Source organism: Rhizobium mongolense subsp. loessense, from assembly GCF_900099775.1.
Classification (GTDB): Bacteria; Pseudomonadota; Alphaproteobacteria; order Rhizobiales; family Rhizobiaceae; genus Rhizobium; species Rhizobium loessense.
Map to the genome: position 1 here is coordinate 90,332 of NZ_FMTM01000016.1, position 18,297 is coordinate 108,628.

Below are 18,297 nucleotides of genomic sequence, written 5' to 3' on the forward strand. Positions count from 1 at the left end.
CGTTCTCGCTTCCAGATGTGACCCTAGCAGTGCATGGCGCAATCCACGCCCCGACAAGGTCCGTTATTCGTTTCTGTTAGATGGATCAGCCAACACCGAAGGCGGACGACTGATTGGATACTTGATGACCGAGACCTTCTCCGCGAGCTTAATGTCGCCGTTTTCCTTGAGCAGCGTACGAAAGCTCGGATGCAGCCCGCCATCTTGATAGGCCAGCGGCGCGAAATCTTTGGCAGCCAGTTCCTGGTATTTCTTTTCGTCAGCAGATGATTTGGCTACGACCGCAGGATCAGATTGATCGATGCGCTTCGGACACACGGCAAGTGGATCGTCGGGGTCGCCATCCTTGAATTCGGCGTCGAAGACGAATTTCCTGCCGCAGGGTGCAACCCTGGGCTCGCGCCGCCAAAAAGTTTTCCTACGAATACACCGCTGGCCAACGGGCATTGAATGGCTGATCATGTCGCCGCTTGCCATCCCGCTGCTATTCTACCTATGTTTGCGGCAAGGCTTACAAAAACGAGGACAAGAAATGCCGACGGGAACAGTGAAATTCTTCAATCAGAACAAGGGCTTTGGCTTCATCCATCCAGATGACGGATCGACCGACACGTTCGTTCATATTTCCGCCGTCCAGCGGTCGGGCCTTACCAGCTTGAGCGAAGGCCAGAAGGTCAGCTACGAGATCGTCGAGGATCGCCGGTCAGGGAAATCGTCTGCCGAAAACCTGAAGCTCCTGTAGTTTAGGGGGAGGCAAGAGCGTCGGGAAAAAAGAAGCGTTTCCGCTCTACGTCGCTCTCGTTCGCGCGCATCGCTCGCGGCCGAAACGAAGTGTGCGGCGCGGCGTGCTCGTCAAGGCAAATCGCCAGATCGCACTGCTTGCTTCACTGGCAGGTCTGCTCTTCTTCTGTGCCGTCGTGTTGGAAACGCTCATCCTTGACTAAGATGGACGCACGCTCATGAAAACTTTGGGCTTCCCGTCCTTCGACAGACTGTAGACGTCGTACGACGCTTGCGGATCGTTGCCCATCCCGAGCGACCCTGCTGGCATCCCTGGCACCGCCAAGCCCGCAATATCCGGCCTCTTGCTCATGACCGTTTCAACCGCCTCCAATGGAACGTGTCCCTCAAAGAAATAAGGGCCGGCGACAGCAGTATGGCAGCCCTGCATTTCCGCAGGAATCTTGTATTTCGCCTTGATAGCTGTCAGGTCATCGGGGTGTTTCACCGTGACAGTGAAGCCCGCGTTGGCCATCGCGTTTGCCCAGGCCTCGCAACAGCCGCAGTTCGGGTCCTTGTATGCGATCATGCTTTCACCCGCCGCCCGCGCTACCCCAGTCCACGAAATCGATCCAGCGGCAACGACAGAACAAAGGAACTCTCTTCTTTTCATTTTGGTTGTCCTTTCGAATGGCGTCTGAAGACGGAAGCAGAGCCAAAAGCGGCCATCATGTGGGCATCTCGATGCCAGAATGGCATTATCGGAGTTGAGCCTTGGGCGGTCAAACCACGTTTCGGAGATCGTTCGCCCGCGCACGGTCGAGCACCCCTCAGCGGAAGAAGACATATTTTACGAGGGCCGCGATCACCAGAACGATGACGGCGATCCCGATGAGCGTCGCGATGCCCATTCCCCACATCATTCCGCCGCCCATCATGACGTTCATCATAGCGTCCTCCTTTCATTCGGCCGCTTCGCTCCGGGCGTCGTCTGAGCCAGGCTTGACGTCGACGAATGGGATGTTTGCGCTGGCAGGTAATCGCCATCCTTTGGCTAGCCCGTAGATCGCAGGAATCACCACCAAGGTGAGGAGCGTCGAAGAAATCATGCCGCCGATCATCGGCACGGCGATGCGCTGCATGATTTCCGATCCGGTACCGGTGCTCCAGAGGATGGGTACCAGCCCCGCCATGATGGCGACGACAGTCATCATCTTCGGCCGGACCCGTTCGACCGCCCCGATCATGATCGCGCGATTGAGATCGGCTCTTGTGAAGTCCCGCTTCTCCATCTCACAGACGGAGCGTCGCTCCTTCAAAGCCTGGTCGAGATAGATCAGCATGATCACGCCCGTTTCGGCCGCGACGCCCGCCAAGGCGATGAAGCCGACGGCAACCGCCACGGAGGCGTTGAAACCAAGCCACCACATCAGCCAGATGCCGCCAACCAGTGCGAACGGCAGGGACAGCATGACGATCATCGTCTCCGTCAGCGCCTTGAAATTCAGGTATAGCAATAGGAAGATCAGCGCCAAGGTCAGCGGCACGACGATCATCAAGCGTGCTTTCGCACGTTCGAGATATTCGAACTGCCCGCTCCAGGCGACGGAATAGCCTGCTGGCATCGTCACGCTTTTGGCGACCGCCTTCTGCGCTTCAGCTACGTATCCGCCCAGATCGCGATTGGCGATATCGACGAAGATGTAGACCGCAAGCTGACCGTTCTCCGTGCGGATCGTGGTAGCTCCGCGTGCGAGCTTGACATCGGCGACCTCCCCAAGAGGCACCGATCCGCCGCCGGGCAGCGATACTTGCACGTCCCGGGCAATGGATTGCTGATCACTTCGATAGGCCCGTGGATATCGGATGGCCACCCCGTAGCGCTCGCGGCCCTCGACGGTCGAGGTCACCACCTCCGAGCCGAGCGCCATGCTGATGACGTCCTGAACATCGTTGACCGTCAAGCCGTAGCGTCCGAGCGCAGTGCGATCCGGAACGATGTCGAGGTAGTAGCCGCCGATCACCCGTTCCGCATAGGCGCTCGATGTTCCGGGGATGGTTTTCAGCACGTTTTCGATTTGGCGAGCGACCGTTTCCATCTCGCCGAGATCAGTGCCGTAAACTTTGGCACCTACAGGCGTCCTGATCCCGGTCGACAGCATGTCGATGCGGGCGCGGATCGGCATCGTCCAGGCATTGGAGACGCCGGGGAACTGCAGAGCGGCGTCCATCTCCTGCTTCAGGCTGTCGGTCGTCACGCCTGGCCGCCACTGCGACTTCGGCTTGAGAGTGATGATCGTTTCGAACATCTCCGTCGGAGCCGGGTCGGTGGCGGTTAGCGCACGGCCTGCCTTTCCGAAGACGCTCTCGACCTCAGGGAACGACTTGATGATGCGGTCCTGTGTCTGCATCAGCTCTGCCCCCTTGGTGACCGATATGCCTGGCAGCGTGGTCGGCATATACATCAGCGTCCCCTCATCAAGGCTGGGCATGAATTCGCTGCCGATATGCTGGACCGGCCATGCGGTTGCCGCGAGGATCGCGACGGCGGCGAGGATGGTCAGCGTCTTGACCTTGAGGACGCCCGCAATCACCGGCCGGTAAATCCAGATCAAAAAGCGGTTCAGCGGGTTCTTATGCTCGGGCACGATGCGGCCGCGTACGAAGAGGATCATCAAGGCAGGAACAAGCGTGACTGAGAGGAATGCCGCCGCCGCCATGGCGAACGTCTTGGTGAAGGCCAGTGGTCCGAACAGCCGTCCTTCCTGAGACTCCAGGGTAAAGATCGGCAGGAACGATACGGTGATGATTAGCAGACTGAAGAAAAGTGCTGGTCCGACTTCGCTTGCGGCACCGACCAGTATCTCGATACGAGGTTTATCTGGCGGAGCGCGTTCGAGGTGCTTGTGGGCGTTCTCGATCATGACGATGGCCGCATCGATCATAGCGCCGATGGCAATGGCGATACCGCCAAGGCTCATGATGTTTGCGCCGATGCCGAGGATTTTCATGGCAATAAAGGCAATCAGGATGCCGACGGGCAGCATGATGATCGCCACGAGAGCACTGCGAACATGGAGAAGGAAGGCAACCGTTACCAGCGCGACGACAAGAGACTCCTCGATCAAGGTGCTCTTCAGCGTTTCGATGGCGGACTCAATCAATGTCGACCGGTCATAGACCGGCACGATCTCCGTTCCCCCGGGGAGGCTGCTTTGGACCGAAGTCAAACTCTTCTTGGCGTTATCGATCACGGTCAGGGCATTGGCTCCGAACCGTTGCAGGACGATGCCGCTTGCGACCTCGCCTTCGCCGTTCAGTTCGGTAATTCCCCTTCGTTCATCCGGAACGAGTTCCACCTTGGCGACGTCGCCCAGCCTGAGCGGCGTGCCGCGTTGCGTCTTGAGCACGATGTTCTCAATATCGCTGATGCCCTTGAGATAGCCGCGTCCGCGTACCATGAACTCGAATTCGGAAAGTTCGATGGTTCGGCCGCCGACATCCGAGTTGCTGGCCCGGACCGCATTGGAAATGTCGTTAAGCGATATACCCTGAGCCTTCAGCCGAGAGGGATCAACGACGATGGAATATTGCTTCACGAAGCCACCAACACTGGCCACTTCCGCGACCCCCTCCGACTTCGAAACGCCGAACCGCACGACCCAGTCCTGCAGCGAGCGGAGTTCTGCGAGCGTGAGGTCCTTGGCGACCAGAGCATACTGGTAGACCCAGCCAACACCTGTGGCGTCTGGGCCGAGCGTCGGGGTCACACCCTGAGGCAGGCGGCTCGACGCCGCGTTCAGGTATTCCAGCACGCGGCTTCTCGCCCAGTAAGGATCGGTGCCGTCTTCGAAGATCACGTAGACGAAGGACACGCCGAAAAAGGAGAAGCCGCGAACAACCTTCGACTTCGGCACCGTCAGCATCGACGTCGTCAGCGGATAGGTCACCTGGTCCTCGACCACCTGCGGTGCTTGTCCCGGATATTCCGTATAGACGATGACCTGGATGTCGGAGAGATCGGGAATGGCGTCGAGCGGCAGGGACCGCAGCGCATAGACGCCGCCCGCAACGGCAAGCGCCGCGCCGACGAAGATCAGAACGAGATTGTGAGCGGACCAGGCGATGACGCGGGAGATCATGGCTTCACCTCATCTATCGCCATGCCGCTCAGCGCCGAGTTTAGGTTGCTTTCGGCATCGAGCAGGAAGTTCGCCGCCACCACCACCTCATCGCCTGCTGCGATGCCTTTGGTGATCTCGGTCTGCTCCTCACCGCGAGCGCCGAGGGAGACATCCTTTGGCTCGAACTTGCCGTCACCCTTGTCGATGAAGACGACCTGCCGGTTGCCGGTATCGATGACCGCACTATTGGGCACGACGACGACTGGCTTCTGTACGCCAGCTTCGATCTCGACGTCGGCGTACATGTTGGCCATCAGAATTCCGTCCAGGTTCGGAAGCTCGATCCTGACTTTCGTTGTCCGGGTCTCCTGCTGGATTTCGGGATAGATGAGATCGACGGTTCCTTCGAAGGTCCTGCCCGGGAGGCTCCGAAGCGTCACTGCAACGGGGGCTCCTTTTTGAATGGAAGCCAGATCGAATTCCGGCACGTCGGCGTTCACCCAGACATAAGAGGTGTCCGCAATCCGAAACAACGGATCACCCGGTTTCGCCATCATTCCGGTTGTTGCCATGCGTTCAAGGATGACCCCATTGCGGGGGGAAACATATTCGATGCTCGTTGGCACCTGGTGCTTCTCGGCAATGCTCCGGATCACTTCGTCCGGTACGCCCAGGTTCTTCAGTCGAAGCGCCGAACCGGCATCGCTGATGCGGAGATCACCCTTTCCCGCAGCGAATTCAGCTCCGGCGGTGGCGATCTCCTTGGAATAGAAGCTGAAGAGGCTCTCTCCCTTGCCGATGCGGTCGCCAGTTGTCACGTTTGCCACGTGATCGATGAAAGCATCGGTGCGCATAGAGATGACGCTGATGAGCCGCTCGTCCAGGACCACCGTTCCGGGCACCCGGATTTTGCGTGAGATGCTTGCCAGTTCGGCCTTCGTCGTTTTGACACCCGTGCGCTGCAGCTTGCCGAGCGAAACCTTGACCGTCGATGCGTCGGCCTGATCGCCTTCAAAGACGGGGATGTAGTTCATTCCCATTGAATCCTTCTTCGGCACTTTGGAAGTGTCCGGAAGGCCCATCGGGTTGCGGTAATAAAGGATCCTGCGCTCCGTCGCAGCCGATCCTGTCGCCGATGTTTTCGGCTGGGTGGAGGTTTCGGCCGTTTTAATGCCCGAGGCTGTAAAGCTGATGTCTTCACTTTCGCGAACGGACACGAAATCGCGCCCGTCCGACGTTTTCTTAGGCTTGGCAGAATATTCGGGCAGCCCGTCCGGATGGCGGTAATAAATGACGGCCCCGGTCGGTTCAGGCTTGCTCGGCTGCGCTTCAGCGACGCTCATGTCGAAAAGCATGTGGAGTTGCTGCTGGCCTACTCCCTGGGCACCAGCCAGGTACGCTCCCACGCCGACGACGGCGAGGGACGTAACGGCGGCCAGCCATGCTGCGGACTTCACGGGGTGGCCTTGACGACGACTTCACCTGCCACGGTTTCGCCTTCGCCCTGAACTTTCGCCCCAAGCTGGAAACGCCACCCGCCTTCCATGCTCAGATTGGTCTTGAACTTATAGGTCCCCGCCTGTCCGGAGGGCAGTTCCTCGACAGGCGTGGTCATCGTCTCCATGCCCTCAGGAGCCATGTCCATGCGGGTGGTGAAAATAACCGCGTCAGATACGGGCTGCCCGTTTCGTTTATCAACGAGACGAACATAGACTTCGGCATCGGGTCCCTGTTTCACCTCTGCTGACACGAGCTGAAACGCGTAGTCTTGTGGGCTGGCATAGGAAAACGTCGATGAGGCCGACAAAATGACAATCGCAGCGAGGCTTCCTCGCGCAAAGTTCCTTGTGGTTTTCATAGTTCACATCTCTATAGGCGGGCCATGGCCTCGCCAAAAAACAGGTAGCCGCACTCGCGCTCACGCAAGCAGCGACGGTCAAAAGGGGATGAGAACTATACGCGGGGTGGTCGTGCCGGAGGTTCCACCACGGCAGATGCCAAACTCGCGTCATGACTGACTAGGAAGGGCGGCGCTCCCGGATAAGAAACCGACAGGCTGGCGGCGTCTGAGGCTGGGACAAGGAGCATGGACGCGCAGATGAGCGCCAACGGGCAATTCTTCGAGCAGTTTATGGGGGGCTGCTTCTCGTCCGGACAGCAGGGCATCTCCTCGGTCGTGGAAGCGGTATCCGCAGACGCCATCTGCATGTCCATGCCTGCCATCGCGGCAGGTCCTGACGAAGCCATCGCGCTTTCCGCCACGCCCATACTCACCGGGCCAAGAATGACCCCGAGCATTGCAAGGACGCAAAGCAGGCGTTGAATGGCGGCGACGAACTTCATCCCACTATACTCGCATGCCACCTTGGCCGAAGAAAGCGAGCTCACGAAAATTTGTGCTATTTCCGATATCCGCGAAGCTCATTGTATTTGGCAATCTGCTCTGGCGTCATGATCGCCGTTACCTCCAGATGCGCTGAAAGATGAATCATTCGCAGGCGTGAGCGGCTTTCCTCAGCGTTGTCGATCAGGGCCGATAGTTGGCTATCCGCAACTGACCTTTTCTTGAAGATGGCATCAAGCTCGCGCTCGGCCGCCACGAACGTCTGCGCTTCCTGTATCGCGCGACGTTGCATGTCATCGAAAATCGACTGAACGCGCCCCACCTGTTCCTCCGTCAGCCCAACCTCATCTTTCATCGAAAGCAGGTGTGATGGGCCGGGATATCCATTCAGCTCAGCAGATTTCGCAAAACCCCAACCGCCGCCACGCATCAGCTCGTCAATGTCAGCTTCGGAAAGGGATTTGATCTGCCGTCCGGTTTCTTCGGTGTATGGCGACGTCGTGTGGTGCTGGTGTTGTTCAAACGCGAAGGCGGGACTGGATAGCAGGACGACAGCGATAGCTGAAACAAACTTCATGGGGGTTCCTCAGGTGGACGCCCCACTCTTGCCCGCTTTCGCTGACTGCGACATGATCGCTATCATGTCCAATCCATTTAGCGACCTATTTCTTCGACTGTCGACGGGTAAAGGAGACTTTGCCGCCGGTCAGCGCATCTTCAATCAAGGTGACGCGATCACATGGCTGTATCTGGTGCGGGCCGGTGCAATCCATCTTGTTCGATATCAAGCTGATGGAAACGTCGCGGTGCTTCAGCGGGCTTCGCCAGGAATGGTCCTCGCAGAAGCTTCCGTGTTCTCGTCCCGGTATCATTGTGATGCCGTCGCCGTAACGAATTCGGAGGCGCTGATCATTCCCGTCAATTCAGTCAGAAGGCTCCTGCGGAGTGATCACGTATTCGCAGAAACCTGGGCTTCCTATCTGTCACATCAGCTGCAGCAGGCACGAAAGCGTGCGGAGATCGCCAGCCTCAAAACTGTGGCGGCACGTCTAAGCGCATGGCTTGCGTGGAATGATGGGTTGCTGCCATCAAAGGGCGAATGGAAAAACCTCGCTGACGAGATCGGAGTCTCGCCGGAAGCGCTCTATCGAGAGCTGGCAAAACGCGGCAAGTCTTTTTCGCACAAGACTTCTTGACCTTCCCATAGTGGGAAGCCCCACATGTGAATGGTCACAAATTACGGAGACCACCATGTACGAGTTCGACATTCAGAATATGACCTGTGGCCATTGCGCGAGCACAGTCGAAAAAGCAATCAAAGCAGCCGACCCGGAAGCGTCCGCTACCATCGATCTTACGGCCAGGACTGCCAGGGTGCAGAGCAAGCTCGAACCGGCGGCCATCAATGCTGCCATCGAAAAAGCGGGCTATCCGTCTAGCTTCAAGCACATTTGATTTCCGTAGCGGGCCGCCAAGTTAAACAGATGGCTCCATCTACTGTCACCGGGGCAACTCATAGGTCTGCGGCGACCGTCGATATGCCTCTTCACAACGCGGCGAACAAAACCACGGCCCCTGCGGGGCGGCCCGCCTATAGGCTGAATAAGGTGCATGCATCTTGCACACCGGATCGACCCAGGCCGGATCAGCCGACGGAGCAAGCTCGATCTCATAAAGAGGGGCTTCCCCGGCTACCGATCTAAGCGCCACCATTCCGAGGTCTCGCACCAGGATGCCTCTGGCGATAGCCGCCTCGGCAATAGGTTGAGTGGCAAGCAGTTGACCAGGCGATGCAAGCGCGGCGATTCGTGCTGCAATGTTGACGGTCGATCCAAAGAGATCGCCTGCTCTGCGGATGACCGGCCCATGGTTCAGCCCCGTCCGAGTGAGCGGTAGCCGTGGCTCCTTGCGGCATGTCTGCAACAACGTTCCGAGTACCTGGATCGCTGTATCGGGCTCAGGAAATGAGAGCATTGCCTCATCACCGATCCATTTGATCGGAGGCTCATAGCCGCTGAGGGCGTCGCGGACCATGCTCTCGAATACCTCAAGCACGTCAAGCGCGGCTGCGTCTCCATAAACATCCGCAATCGCGCTGAACCCCGCGATATCTATGAACGCAACGGTGGCCGGTGCTTTATCCAAAATCTCTCGCTGCCTCACATCTCTCTCCATGGCCCGAAGATTTGATCGCTAGCAACGCCGCATTCTCGCCCGCGTTCGCTTCCTAAGCAACTTCTGAAACTCATCGCCAACAAGAGCCCTTGACCTTCCCATGATGGGAAGGATTACTTATGTATGCAGTTCAATGAGGGATCGTCCCATGACTGCCATATTACAGATCGAAAAATCGACCGCGCTGTCCATCCCGACGGAGTTCGGGATCGAAGGAATGTCCTGTGCGTCGTGCGTCGTGCGGGTCGAGAAAGCCATCAAATCTGTTCCCGGCGTCAATGCCGCGTCAGTCAACCTTGCGACAGAGCGAGCAACGGTAACTTTCAACGATGCGGTCGATACCGCTGCCGTCATGCAGGCCATCGAGGGTGCCGGCTATGAAGCAAGGATCGAAACGCAGGAATTTCTCGTCGAGGGTATGACCTGCGCGTCTTGCGTCTCGCGCGTCGAGCGTGCCCTCAAGGCGGTTCCTGGTGTCACGGATGCCAACGTCAATCTTGCGACGGAGAAGGCGACAATCCGCTATGTCTCAGGCGCAACGACCTCAGCGGCACTCTCCGCAGCCATCCGCAACGCGGGTTACGAGACCAAAACCACTGTCAATGTTGCCACTGAGGATCAAGAAGACAGGCGCGACGTTGAAATTCGGTCGCTTGCTCGACAGCTTCTTCTCTCCGCCGTTCTGACTTTGCCACTCTTCGTAGTGGCGATGGGATCGCACTTCATTCTTGGTGTCCATGAGTTCGTGATGGACACCATCGGCATGCGTGAGAGCCTGTACCTCCAGTTCGCACTGGCAACCATTGTCCTCTTTGGCCCAGGGCTTCGTTTCTTCCGCAAGGGTGTACCAAACCTACTGCGTTGGACACCTGACATGAATTCGCTCGTGGTTCTCGGGACAACGGCGGCGTGGGCCTATTCGGTCGTCGCCACCTTTCTTCCGAGCGCCCTGCCCGCCGGTACCGTCAACGTCTATTATGAGGCAGCAGCTGTCATCATCACGCTGATCCTCCTGGGTCGGTACCTTGAGGCTCGGGCGAAAGGCAAAACCAGCCAGGCAATCAAGAGGTTGCTCGGCCTTCAGGCCAAGACTGCCTTTGTCGATCATGGTGGTGAATTCGTGGAAATACAGATCAGCGACGTGGTCGTTGGCGACGTTATTCGAATTCGTCCGGGCGAAAAAGTGCCGGTCGATGGCACCGTAGTATCGGGTGAATCCTACGTCGACGAAGCCATGATTACGGGTGAGCCGGTACCGGTCCTTAAGTCGGTCGACAGCGAAGTTGTCGGCGGCACCATCAACAAGACCGGTTCCTTTACGTTCCGCGCAACGAAAGTCGGTAGCGACACTTTGCTCGCGCAGATCATCAAGATGGTCGAGGCAGCGCAGGGCTCGAAACTGCCGATCCAGGCGCTGGTTGACAAGGTCACCGGCTGGTTTGTACCTGCTGTGATCGTCGCGGCTCTCCTGACGTTCGGCGCTTGGATGCTCTTTGGCCCGTCACCGGCTTTGAGCTTTGCGCTGGTCAATGCAGTAGCGGTCCTGATCATTGCCTGCCCCTGCGCCATGGGCCTCGCGACGCCAACCTCGATCATGGTCGGTACCGGACGTGCGGCCGAACTGGGCATCCTGTTCCGCAAGGGCGAAGCCTTACAGAGCCTGCGGGATACACAGATCGTCGCAGTCGATAAAACGGGTACACTGACCAAGGGCAAGCCCGAACTCACCGACTTCCAGGTGTTGCCAGGCTATAGCCGTGATGATGTGCTCTCTTGGGTCGCCAGCCTTGAAACCCTCTCGGAGCATCCGATTGCGGAAGCTATCGTTGCCGCAGGAAAGGTGAGTGGGCTTCCGAAGTTGGAAGTCTCGGGTTTCGAGGCAGCGCCGGGCTTCGGCGTGAGCGGTATCGTTGCCGGGCATACAATTCTCGTCGGTGCTGACCGAGCGCTGGCCCGCGAAGGCATTGAAGTCACAGCCTTCGCCAGCCTCGCGAGCGATCTTGGTCGCGAAGGAAAGTCGCCCCTTTACGCAGCTGTCGACGGACAGCTGGCAGCCATCATTGCGGTGTCCGATCCGATAAAGGAAACGACGCCAGCAGCAATCCAAGCACTACACGCTCAAGGCCTGAAGATTGCGATGATTACCGGCGACAATCGCCGCACGGCAGAGGCAATTGCCGCGCAATTGGGTATTGATCACGTTGTCGCGGAGGTTCTTCCGGACGGCAAAGTCGAGGCCGTTAAACAGCTTCGCAAAAACGGCCAGAAGGTTGCGTTCATCGGCGATGGCATCAACGACGCCCCGGCTCTATCTGAGGCTGATGTCGGTCTGGCCGTCGGTACCGGTACCGACATCGCCATCGAAAGCGCGGATGTCGTGCTGATATCAGGCGATCTGACAGGCGTGGCTCGCGCCATTGGACTCAGCCGGGCGACGATCAAGAACATCAAGCAGAACCTGTTCTGGGCCTTCGCCTACAATGTCAGCTTGGTGCCGGTCGCAGCAGGTGTCCTGTATCCCGTAAATGGCACCTTGCTTTCGCCAGTATTTGCGGCTGGCGCAATGGCAATGTCCAGCGTCTTCGTCCTGGGCAACGCGCTTCGTTTGCGTCGTTACCAAGCCAACTGATAGCAGAGCTGCATCGCGGATTCCCGATGCAGTTCCCTCGCATGAAGGAAAATACGATGAACATCGGACAAGCAGCGAAAGCCAGCGACGTCTCGGCGAAAATGATCCGGTACTACGAGAAAATCAAGTTGATCACCCCCGCGCATCGCACAGAATCGAGTTACCGGACCTACACTGAGAACGACATTCATACACTCCGCTTCGTTCGCCGAGCACGCGATCTCGGGTTTTCCGTTGAACAGATGAAAGCCTTGCTCGCGCTGTGGCGAGACCGGTTACGCGCGAGCGCAGACGTAAAGAGCATCGCACTTGAGCATATTGCTGAACTAGAGCGCAAGGCTGCCGCGATCAAAGCGATGACCGAAACGCTTAAACATCTTGCAAATCATTGCCATGGAGATGACCGGCCAGACTGCCCGATCATCGAGGAGTTCGCGAACTCAGGCCAAAGAGAAGATGATCTGCCTGCCATCAATGCTCGTTTTGGAATGAACGGCTTGAGGACAAAGCAGTCCTCGCCCTGAAAACGTTTCATATTAAAGGTTGTCGACAGAACCTTTAATATGGCTCGCCGTTGTTGCGTCGTATGAAAGGTTAGGTCGGCTGCCGTTGCCGTCAGTCCATCCTGAATCGAGAATGGCAGGTCGTACAGGTCTGCAGCATCAGGTGAAAGGCGTGCTCGGCCGGTATGGAGGACAACTGCGCCCCGTTCTTGACATGTGTTCCGAGCGGTCCACCGCCCATCGACTCCCCTGGTTTCATGCGCATGCTGTCCGTCATCGCTGCAGGATTTTTGTCGGCGGCTGCGTCCAACGCGGTGGCGTATACTTTCAGATCGTTCGCCAGACGATCAAACCGCTCGCGCTCTTCGACGATATTTGGTTTTGCCTTCGACTTTGGATCGGCGGCTTCGGCTGCAAAATAGCCGATCAGTACCTCCCCGGATTTGTCGCGAATGGTGTCGGCGGCCCACTCGAACTCGGCTGAGGAGTATGTCGCTGGTTCCTTAAACATTCCGGCGATGGTCTTCGTGGCGGCGGCAATCGCTTTCATATCCGCTTGCCTCAGTGCAGTGATATCGCGAGCAGCAACGGCCGCCGACGCAAGCGCAAAGCAACAGATAACCGCATAGAATAAAACGCCTAGCTTCATTCCAAAATCTTCATTTCGTTTTCACCACCTACCCAGTCGTGTCCCAGCAGGTTCCTGCTGGGCTTGGCTCCGCTAAAGAGCCCAATCCAATGACTGGAAGGAGACCTATAAAAAGCCTCTCCCGCAAGTCTCATAACGATCACCGGTTCGCCCAAGAGAATGGGATGCGCGATATAGGCTATTTGCAGTTTGGTAACATTATGATTTTGCAAGAGGAGGCGGCAGCCGCCTCCTCTTTAAGGCATTTAAGCCGCCATTTTCTCGCAGCTTTCTGCGCAACGGCGGCAGGCACCGACACAGCTGTCCATATCGCCGACGCGTTCGCAATCAGCCGCGCACTGGCGGCAGATTTCTGCGCATTCTCGGCAGGTGTGCTTGTGGTGCTCTGTGCCGATCAGCATGAAATGCGCCGACGTCTTGCAGATTTCAGCGCAGGCCATCATCAATCGAAAGTGATCTGGCTTCGTATGCTCACCGCCCATTGCCAGGCAGTGTGTCATCGCCATCGACAGACATTCCTGATAACAGGCGAGGCAGTTGTCGATGCACTCCTTCATCTCGGCAGATACGTTATGCATGGTCAGGTCTCCTGTTACTTTGCTTCCTTGTCGAGCCACTTAGTCATGTCGACGATCTCTTTCTTCTGAGCATCGATGACCATCTGAGCCATCTCCTTGGCTTCCTTGTTGTCGCCGTACTTCAGCTCGACCTCGGACATGCTGATCGCACCCATGTGATGGGCGATCATTCCGCAGATGAAGGAGACGTCGGCATCCTTCTTCATTATTCCCTGCATCATGGTCATATGCATGGACTTCATTCCGTCCATCGATGCCTTCTGATAGTCGGTCATCTCGCCCATGGGCATGTCGCCCGACTTCATATCCCCACCCATGGACATGCCCATCTTCGACATGTCCATTCCTTCAGTTTTGCACTTTTCGGGATAAGTCATCTCCTGGGCCGATACCACAAGCGGAGCCAGCGACAGCAGAGCAGTTGCGCCGACAATGGCGAGCGAAGTTTTCACGAAAACGTTCATTGGAATCTCCTTTGAGATCAGTTGATGCTTGAAAACCTTCAGACGCCGAAAGCCTTCGGCGGTGGGTCAATCGGCCTGATCAGGAGAAGCGGACTGGAGGTGGCAACCGACGGGCGAACGACGAGCGGCTCCGAAAGTGGCTGCGTGGCGGTTGGAAGTGTGGGCATGATCGGACAACAATGCATGCTCACGCAGCACAGTCCCGGGAGACGATCCAGCTGATGACTTTGCGAGTGACCTGCAGGCACACGCAGAGAAATGCAGCCTTCATCGCCTGCATTGGCAAGGTGGCCCGAAATAGTGACCAAGGTCAACGCCACCAGCAATATGACGGCTAGACGGCAGATGTTACTCCAGCTGACCATACGTCGAGATTCCCTTCCGCCGGAGAACTCTCGCGGTATAAAGATGTTCCGCTACCCTCTGAATTGGATCGGCCGAGCGAGAAGGCAACGGCCCGGAAATCCTTAACCGAAGCTCAAGGGACGTGCGATACGACTGGCGGCGTTGAGGGATTGAGATGACGCCGCGCTACTCGCTTTCGCAGATTGTGCTCCATTGGGCTGTGGCCGTGCTGATACCCATCCAGTATTGGACAGGCGGAAGCATCGAGCGGACGCATCACGCGGTTCACATGGGCTTGTCCCCAGAGCCATGGGACGTGATCCAGCATCACGTTCATAACTACGCCGGGATTGCTATCGGGGCACTCATGGTTGCCCGGTTCGGTCTCCGGGTCATTCATCGCAGCGCTTTGAAGCATCCGGCGAAAAGCCTGGTGGATCGGCTTGCACGCGCGATGCACTTTGCATTCTACGCTGCGATTATCGCTCAAGCGGTCATGGGCTTCGTCGCAAGCTACCTATGGTTCGGGATCGCGCCAGTTCATGTCATGGGCTCGCGTGTCATTCTGGCGCTATTGGCGCTGCATATTGCCGCGGCGGCCTGGCACACATTTGTTTGGCGCGACGAAACTGTCGACCGGATGATCTTTCCCCGACGTACACTTTCTTGAGTTCACGACATCAATTTCAGAGTGGCGAATGTCAGGACAACGTAGCGCCCTGTCTTTGCGATGAATACCAGGATCGTGAACGTCAAAAGCGGCTCGCACAATACGCCTGCTACGACGGTCAGGGCGTCTCCGAACAGCGGCATCCAGGATAGCAAGAGCGACCATCTCCCGTATTTGTGGTACCATACGGACGAATATTCGAGGGTTTTCTCGCTGACAGGAAACCAGCGTCGATCACGAAAGCGCTCGATGCCTCGCCCGAGGAACCAGTTGACAACACTGCCGAGCGTATTTCCAACACTCGCCACCATGAGAAGCAGAATCCAGGAGAATTTTCCGCTCAGCACCAAACCAACGAGCACGGGTTCCGATTGCATCGGAAGAATGGTGGCAGCCCCGAGAGCGACCAGAAAAAGGCTCGCATACGCGGAAATGTCAGAAAACATTGATGCCGTTACCCGAAAATCCAGCTCTCACGGAAAGCCTGTTTGTCCCCTAGTCAGCGTTTCTAAGCGTGTTCAGCATATTAACCGATACTTAAGGCCGCGCTTGCGGCCATCTCGACTCAGGATCGAATTCGGTGGAGAATTCGCTGAAATCTGGGGTTGGTGATGAAGCGTACTCTTCTTGCGTTATCGTTTATGGCGGTCGCGGCCGGTTCGGCTATCGGTCAGTCGCCGAGCGACACCGCTCCCTTCGTCTATCTTCCGGAAATTCCAAATGCCCTCGTGCTCAACGGATCAATTGATTTCCGTGCGCCGCTTGCCTTTAAACGAGCCTTGCAAGCTCATCCTGAAACGCAGGTGATAATCCTCCAAAGCGACGGCGGCTCAGTCCAGGCCGCTTTGCTCATCGCAGAACAAATTTACGACCGCAAGCTGAGTACGCTCATTCCGGAAAAAAGCCTGTGCGCTTCGGCCTGCTCCTATGTCTTCTTCGCCGGTGTGAACCGACTGGCTTCAGGCCAATTGGGTGTTCACCAAATCTCCGGGTCCGAAGACATTGAGTCCGCGCAATTGAACCTGTCGGACGTTATCGAAATGCTGAGCAAATATGACGTTCCGCCTGCAGTGATAACGCGAATGCTTCGGACGCCGCCAAAGGACATCTACATCTTCAATCCGGCGGAGATTTCATCGCTCAAGATTAACCGTACAGCGGGCACCATGCAGACCACCTCACCGCCCAGCGCGGCTGACGAAGACACGGCAAAGCAATTTGTTCTGGGCGTCATCACGGCAAGCTCGCTGCCGAAAAGCGATCTGCTCGCGCTCACCTCGAAAATCTATTTTGACGACATTTCTTTTTATGGCACGACAAAATCGAAACCCGATGTCTTGGCTGAGAAAGCGACGTACGTCGACAGATGGCCGATGCGAAGCTCTGTCGTCCAACCGGACAGTGTTGTCAGCTCGTGTACGGCGGGGCGCTGTCGGGTAAGCGGGATTTATGAGTGGCGTGTGTTCGATCCCAAAAGAAACAAGCGAGCGTCCGGCTCGGCACAGTTTGTCTATGAAATTGACATGAGTGGGCTGCGCATCGTGGTTGAAGATGGCAAAGTAATCAGTCGTCAAAAGAACGGCGAGAGATAAACAGACGGCAACGGCCGCCAAAGGACGTCATTTTGTCTTGACCTTCCAACCTTGGCAAGGTCCATGTTCCTCTAACTCGCAACACCATCGTCACATAAACGACGCGAATCTTTGCGAGCCATTCACCGCAATTGAAAACCGGCTACTTTGACAGTAGTCGATTGAGTATGGGCAAAATGTACCGAATCGCACTGAGCAAGTTGCTCCTGATTGTGCGGCTGGCGATTATAGTATCGCTGGCAGGCTACAGTATGTCCAATGCCAGAGCGGCCATGCATGGCACGGCATTTCCTGAATTCGAGCAAGCTGCTTCGCAGGTTGTTCAGCATGACAATCACGACATGGACAAAATGTCGGGACACGGTCACTCACACGATCATGCTTCAGGCGACGAAGACCGCGGCATCAAATTAGTGAAGCAAGAGTGCTGCAAGGATTTCTGCAGCGGCATCGGTATTATTTCCGAGGGTCATGACGTTGGCGGGCCGGTTGTGACATCGATTCGGCAGTTCGATGACGATCAGCAAACCCTTGGCGAACTGCCGCCTCTTCACCGTCCTCCGAATATCTGAATAGCGATTTAGCCCGCCTCGTCGGGTCCGAAGGCATTTCGTGGTGATTTCCACCACCCTTGCCTATTGAAATTTACTATTTGGATTTTAGTCATGAAACCTTCCATGTTCGTGGTGGGGTTACCCCTGACCGCAGGCGGCTGCGCATCCACGCTACCTCCCGATGTGATTGGATCGGCTGATGTTCAGCAGACGTATGCGGTAAGCCCGCTTCAATACCGTTCACCTCTCTCTAGTTACCTTGCACGCCAGCCCGTCGACCCCAAGCCATGGCGCAGACAGAACGATCTGCAGTCTCCAGCAAATGGAGACGCCTCATGATCGATCCTAGAAGAACGATGGTAGCGCTGGTATTCCCGCTGGTGCTGAGCGCTCCGTCACAGACCGAGGTCGCCGCTGCTTCCGAAAGCAGCGGTGGCGGCCATTGGCGTGGGAGTGGACCGGCGAGCTGCCGGACGCGACCAAGGCCAAAGACGCCAAGACGCAAATCACGCCCAGGCCGACAAAAGGCTGAGGCTCCCATGAAGAACTATGTATTGGCACTGGCGCTGCTCACCCTCGCAACCCCAGCCCTGGCTACCGGCAATCACGCTGGCGGTCACGGTGAAGAAATGGCCATTGGCGAACCTGGCGATAAAGCCAAGGCAACACAAACGATCCGCGTCACGATGAAGGAAACCGACGACGGCAAGATGCTATTCACTCCCGCCGTCTTCAACGTGCGCAAGGGACAAACGGTCAGGATCGCGATCAAGAATGCCGGAACCGTCGACCACGAGTTCGTGCTCGATCAGGAAGACAAGATTCTTGAGCATAAGGCGGTCATGGAGAAGTTCCCCGAGATGGAACATGACGATCCAAACTCGATCCGCCTTCCGGCCGGTCAATCCGGCGAGATCGTCTGGAAGTTTACCACCGGTGGCGAGTTCAAG

General features: G+C 57.0%; 22 protein-coding genes. 11 read left to right on the forward strand and 11 right to left on the reverse strand.

The features are described from left to right. Positions 1 to 63: 63 nt before the first annotated feature. Entirely contained in the window at positions 64 to 477 is a 414-nt protein-coding gene (locus tag BLP23_RS30225) for a hypothetical protein (RefSeq protein ID WP_208603217.1), read from the reverse strand. 55 nt (positions 478 to 532) lie between these two features. On the opposite strand from BLP23_RS30225, the gene BLP23_RS30230 reads away from it, so the two are divergent. Next, entirely contained in the window at positions 533 to 742 is a 210-nt protein-coding gene (locus tag BLP23_RS30230) for a cold-shock protein (RefSeq protein WP_092588389.1), read from the forward strand. A gap of 198 nt (positions 743 to 940) precedes the next feature. Here BLP23_RS30230 and BLP23_RS30235 read toward each other — a convergent pair whose 3' ends face one another. The 4 genes from BLP23_RS30235 to BLP23_RS30255 form a co-directional block, all read right to left on the reverse strand. Then, positions 941 to 1,393, reverse strand: a complete 453-nt coding sequence (locus BLP23_RS30235) for a DUF411 domain-containing protein (RefSeq protein WP_092588390.1) — start codon at positions 1,391 to 1,393, stop codon at positions 941 to 943. A 289-nt stretch (positions 1,394 to 1,682) separates the two neighbouring features. Beyond that, positions 1,683 to 4,862, reverse strand: a complete 3,180-nt coding sequence (locus BLP23_RS30245) for an efflux RND transporter permease subunit (protein WP_092588391.1) — start codon at positions 4,860 to 4,862, stop codon at positions 1,683 to 1,685. Next, a complete protein-coding gene (locus BLP23_RS30250) occupies positions 4,859 to 6,301 on the reverse strand; it encodes an efflux RND transporter periplasmic adaptor subunit (RefSeq protein WP_233426869.1) in 1,443 nt (480 codons plus the stop codon). Before BLP23_RS30250 ends, BLP23_RS30245 begins: the two co-directional genes overlap by 4 nt. Next, positions 6,298 to 6,702: a FixH family protein gene (locus tag BLP23_RS30255; protein WP_092588392.1), complete on the reverse strand. Its 405-nt coding sequence runs from the start codon at positions 6,700 to 6,702 to the stop codon at positions 6,298 to 6,300. The genes BLP23_RS30250 and BLP23_RS30255 overlap by 4 nt, the downstream gene beginning before the upstream one ends. A gap of 228 nt (positions 6,703 to 6,930) precedes the next feature. Here BLP23_RS30255 and BLP23_RS30260 point away from each other — a divergent pair, with 228 nt between their 5' ends. Then, positions 6,931 to 7,167 (forward strand): hypothetical protein, encoded by a 237-nt coding sequence (locus tag BLP23_RS30260; RefSeq protein ID WP_092588393.1) that lies wholly within the window; start codon positions 6,931 to 6,933, stop codon positions 7,165 to 7,167. 76 nt (positions 7,168 to 7,243) lie between these two features. On the opposite strand, the gene BLP23_RS30265 is transcribed toward BLP23_RS30260, so the two are convergent. Next, on the reverse strand, positions 7,244 to 7,765 hold the full coding sequence (locus BLP23_RS30265; protein WP_092588394.1) for a Spy/CpxP family protein refolding chaperone: 522 nt from the start codon (positions 7,763 to 7,765) through the stop codon (positions 7,244 to 7,246). A gap of 52 nt (positions 7,766 to 7,817) precedes the next feature. Between BLP23_RS30265 and BLP23_RS30270 the strand changes: the two genes are divergently transcribed. Both BLP23_RS30270 and BLP23_RS30275 read left to right on the forward strand, forming a co-directional pair. Further along, positions 7,818 to 8,384, forward strand: coding sequence for a Crp/Fnr family transcriptional regulator (locus BLP23_RS30270; protein ID WP_092588420.1), 567 nt, complete (start codon positions 7,818 to 7,820; stop codon positions 8,382 to 8,384). 55 nt (positions 8,385 to 8,439) lie between these two features. Then, positions 8,440 to 8,643 carry a heavy-metal-associated domain-containing protein gene (locus BLP23_RS30275; RefSeq protein ID WP_092588395.1) on the forward strand — a complete coding sequence of 68 codons (204 nt, stop codon included), beginning with the start codon at positions 8,440 to 8,442 and terminating at the stop codon, positions 8,641 to 8,643. A gap of 45 nt (positions 8,644 to 8,688) precedes the next feature. On the opposite strand, the gene BLP23_RS30280 is transcribed toward BLP23_RS30275, so the two are convergent. Beyond that, positions 8,689 to 9,333 carry an adenylate/guanylate cyclase domain-containing protein gene (locus BLP23_RS30280; protein ID WP_233426870.1) on the reverse strand — a complete coding sequence of 215 codons (645 nt, stop codon included), beginning with the start codon at positions 9,331 to 9,333 and terminating at the stop codon, positions 8,689 to 8,691. Positions 9,334 to 9,511: 178 nt separating this feature from the next. Here BLP23_RS30280 and BLP23_RS30285 point away from each other — a divergent pair, with 178 nt between their 5' ends. Continuing rightward, complete coding sequence (locus tag BLP23_RS30285) at positions 9,512 to 11,992, forward strand: heavy metal translocating P-type ATPase (RefSeq protein ID WP_092588396.1); 2,481 nt, start codon at positions 9,512 to 9,514, stop codon at positions 11,990 to 11,992. Positions 11,993 to 12,048: 56 nt separating this feature from the next. Further along, the gene (cueR, locus tag BLP23_RS30290) at positions 12,049 to 12,516 is read left to right on the forward strand and encodes a Cu(I)-responsive transcriptional regulator (RefSeq protein WP_092588397.1); all 468 of its coding nucleotides are present in this window, start codon (positions 12,049 to 12,051) and stop codon (positions 12,514 to 12,516) included. Between the two features lie 91 nt (positions 12,517 to 12,607). Here cueR and BLP23_RS30295 read toward each other — a convergent pair whose 3' ends face one another. The 3 genes from BLP23_RS30295 to BLP23_RS30305 all read right to left on the reverse strand — a co-directional run bounded on the left by BLP23_RS30295 (position 12,608) and on the right by BLP23_RS30305 (position 14,186). Then, complete coding sequence (locus BLP23_RS30295; RefSeq protein WP_092588398.1) at positions 12,608 to 13,144, reverse strand: cytochrome c; 537 nt, start codon at positions 13,142 to 13,144, stop codon at positions 12,608 to 12,610. 245 nt (positions 13,145 to 13,389) lie between these two features. Beyond that, a complete protein-coding gene (locus BLP23_RS30300) occupies positions 13,390 to 13,722 on the reverse strand; it encodes a four-helix bundle copper-binding protein (RefSeq protein ID WP_092588399.1) in 333 nt (110 codons plus the stop codon). 14 nt (positions 13,723 to 13,736) lie between these two features. Further along, positions 13,737 to 14,186 carry a DUF305 domain-containing protein gene (locus BLP23_RS30305; RefSeq protein ID WP_092588400.1) on the reverse strand — a complete coding sequence of 150 codons (450 nt, stop codon included), beginning with the start codon at positions 14,184 to 14,186 and terminating at the stop codon, positions 13,737 to 13,739. Positions 14,187 to 14,706: 520 nt separating this feature from the next. Between BLP23_RS30305 and BLP23_RS30310 the strand changes: the two genes are divergently transcribed. After that, positions 14,707 to 15,201 carry a cytochrome b gene (locus BLP23_RS30310; protein ID WP_092588401.1) on the forward strand — a complete coding sequence of 165 codons (495 nt, stop codon included), beginning with the start codon at positions 14,707 to 14,709 and terminating at the stop codon, positions 15,199 to 15,201. A 2-nt stretch (positions 15,202 to 15,203) separates the two neighbouring features. Here the strand turns inward: BLP23_RS30310 and BLP23_RS30315 are convergent, their stop codons facing one another. Then, complete coding sequence (locus BLP23_RS30315; protein ID WP_092588402.1) at positions 15,204 to 15,647, reverse strand: YqaA family protein; 444 nt, start codon at positions 15,645 to 15,647, stop codon at positions 15,204 to 15,206. A 165-nt stretch (positions 15,648 to 15,812) separates the two neighbouring features. Here BLP23_RS30315 and BLP23_RS30320 point away from each other — a divergent pair, with 165 nt between their 5' ends. From BLP23_RS30320 to BLP23_RS30335, 4 genes are all read left to right on the forward strand, one after another. After that, positions 15,813 to 16,793: a COG3904 family protein gene (locus BLP23_RS30320; protein ID WP_092588403.1), complete on the forward strand. Its 981-nt coding sequence runs from the start codon at positions 15,813 to 15,815 to the stop codon at positions 16,791 to 16,793. Positions 16,794 to 16,960: 167 nt separating this feature from the next. After that, entirely contained in the window at positions 16,961 to 17,365 is a 405-nt protein-coding gene (locus BLP23_RS30325; protein WP_208603218.1) for a hypothetical protein, read from the forward strand. Positions 17,366 to 17,458: 93 nt separating this feature from the next. Next, positions 17,459 to 17,686 carry a hypothetical protein gene (locus BLP23_RS34820; RefSeq protein WP_092588404.1) on the forward strand — a complete coding sequence of 76 codons (228 nt, stop codon included), beginning with the start codon at positions 17,459 to 17,461 and terminating at the stop codon, positions 17,684 to 17,686. A 200-nt stretch (positions 17,687 to 17,886) separates the two neighbouring features. After that, positions 17,887 to 18,297: cupredoxin domain-containing protein (locus BLP23_RS30335; protein ID WP_092588405.1), on the forward strand; the 411-nt coding region annotated here is incomplete at its 3' end.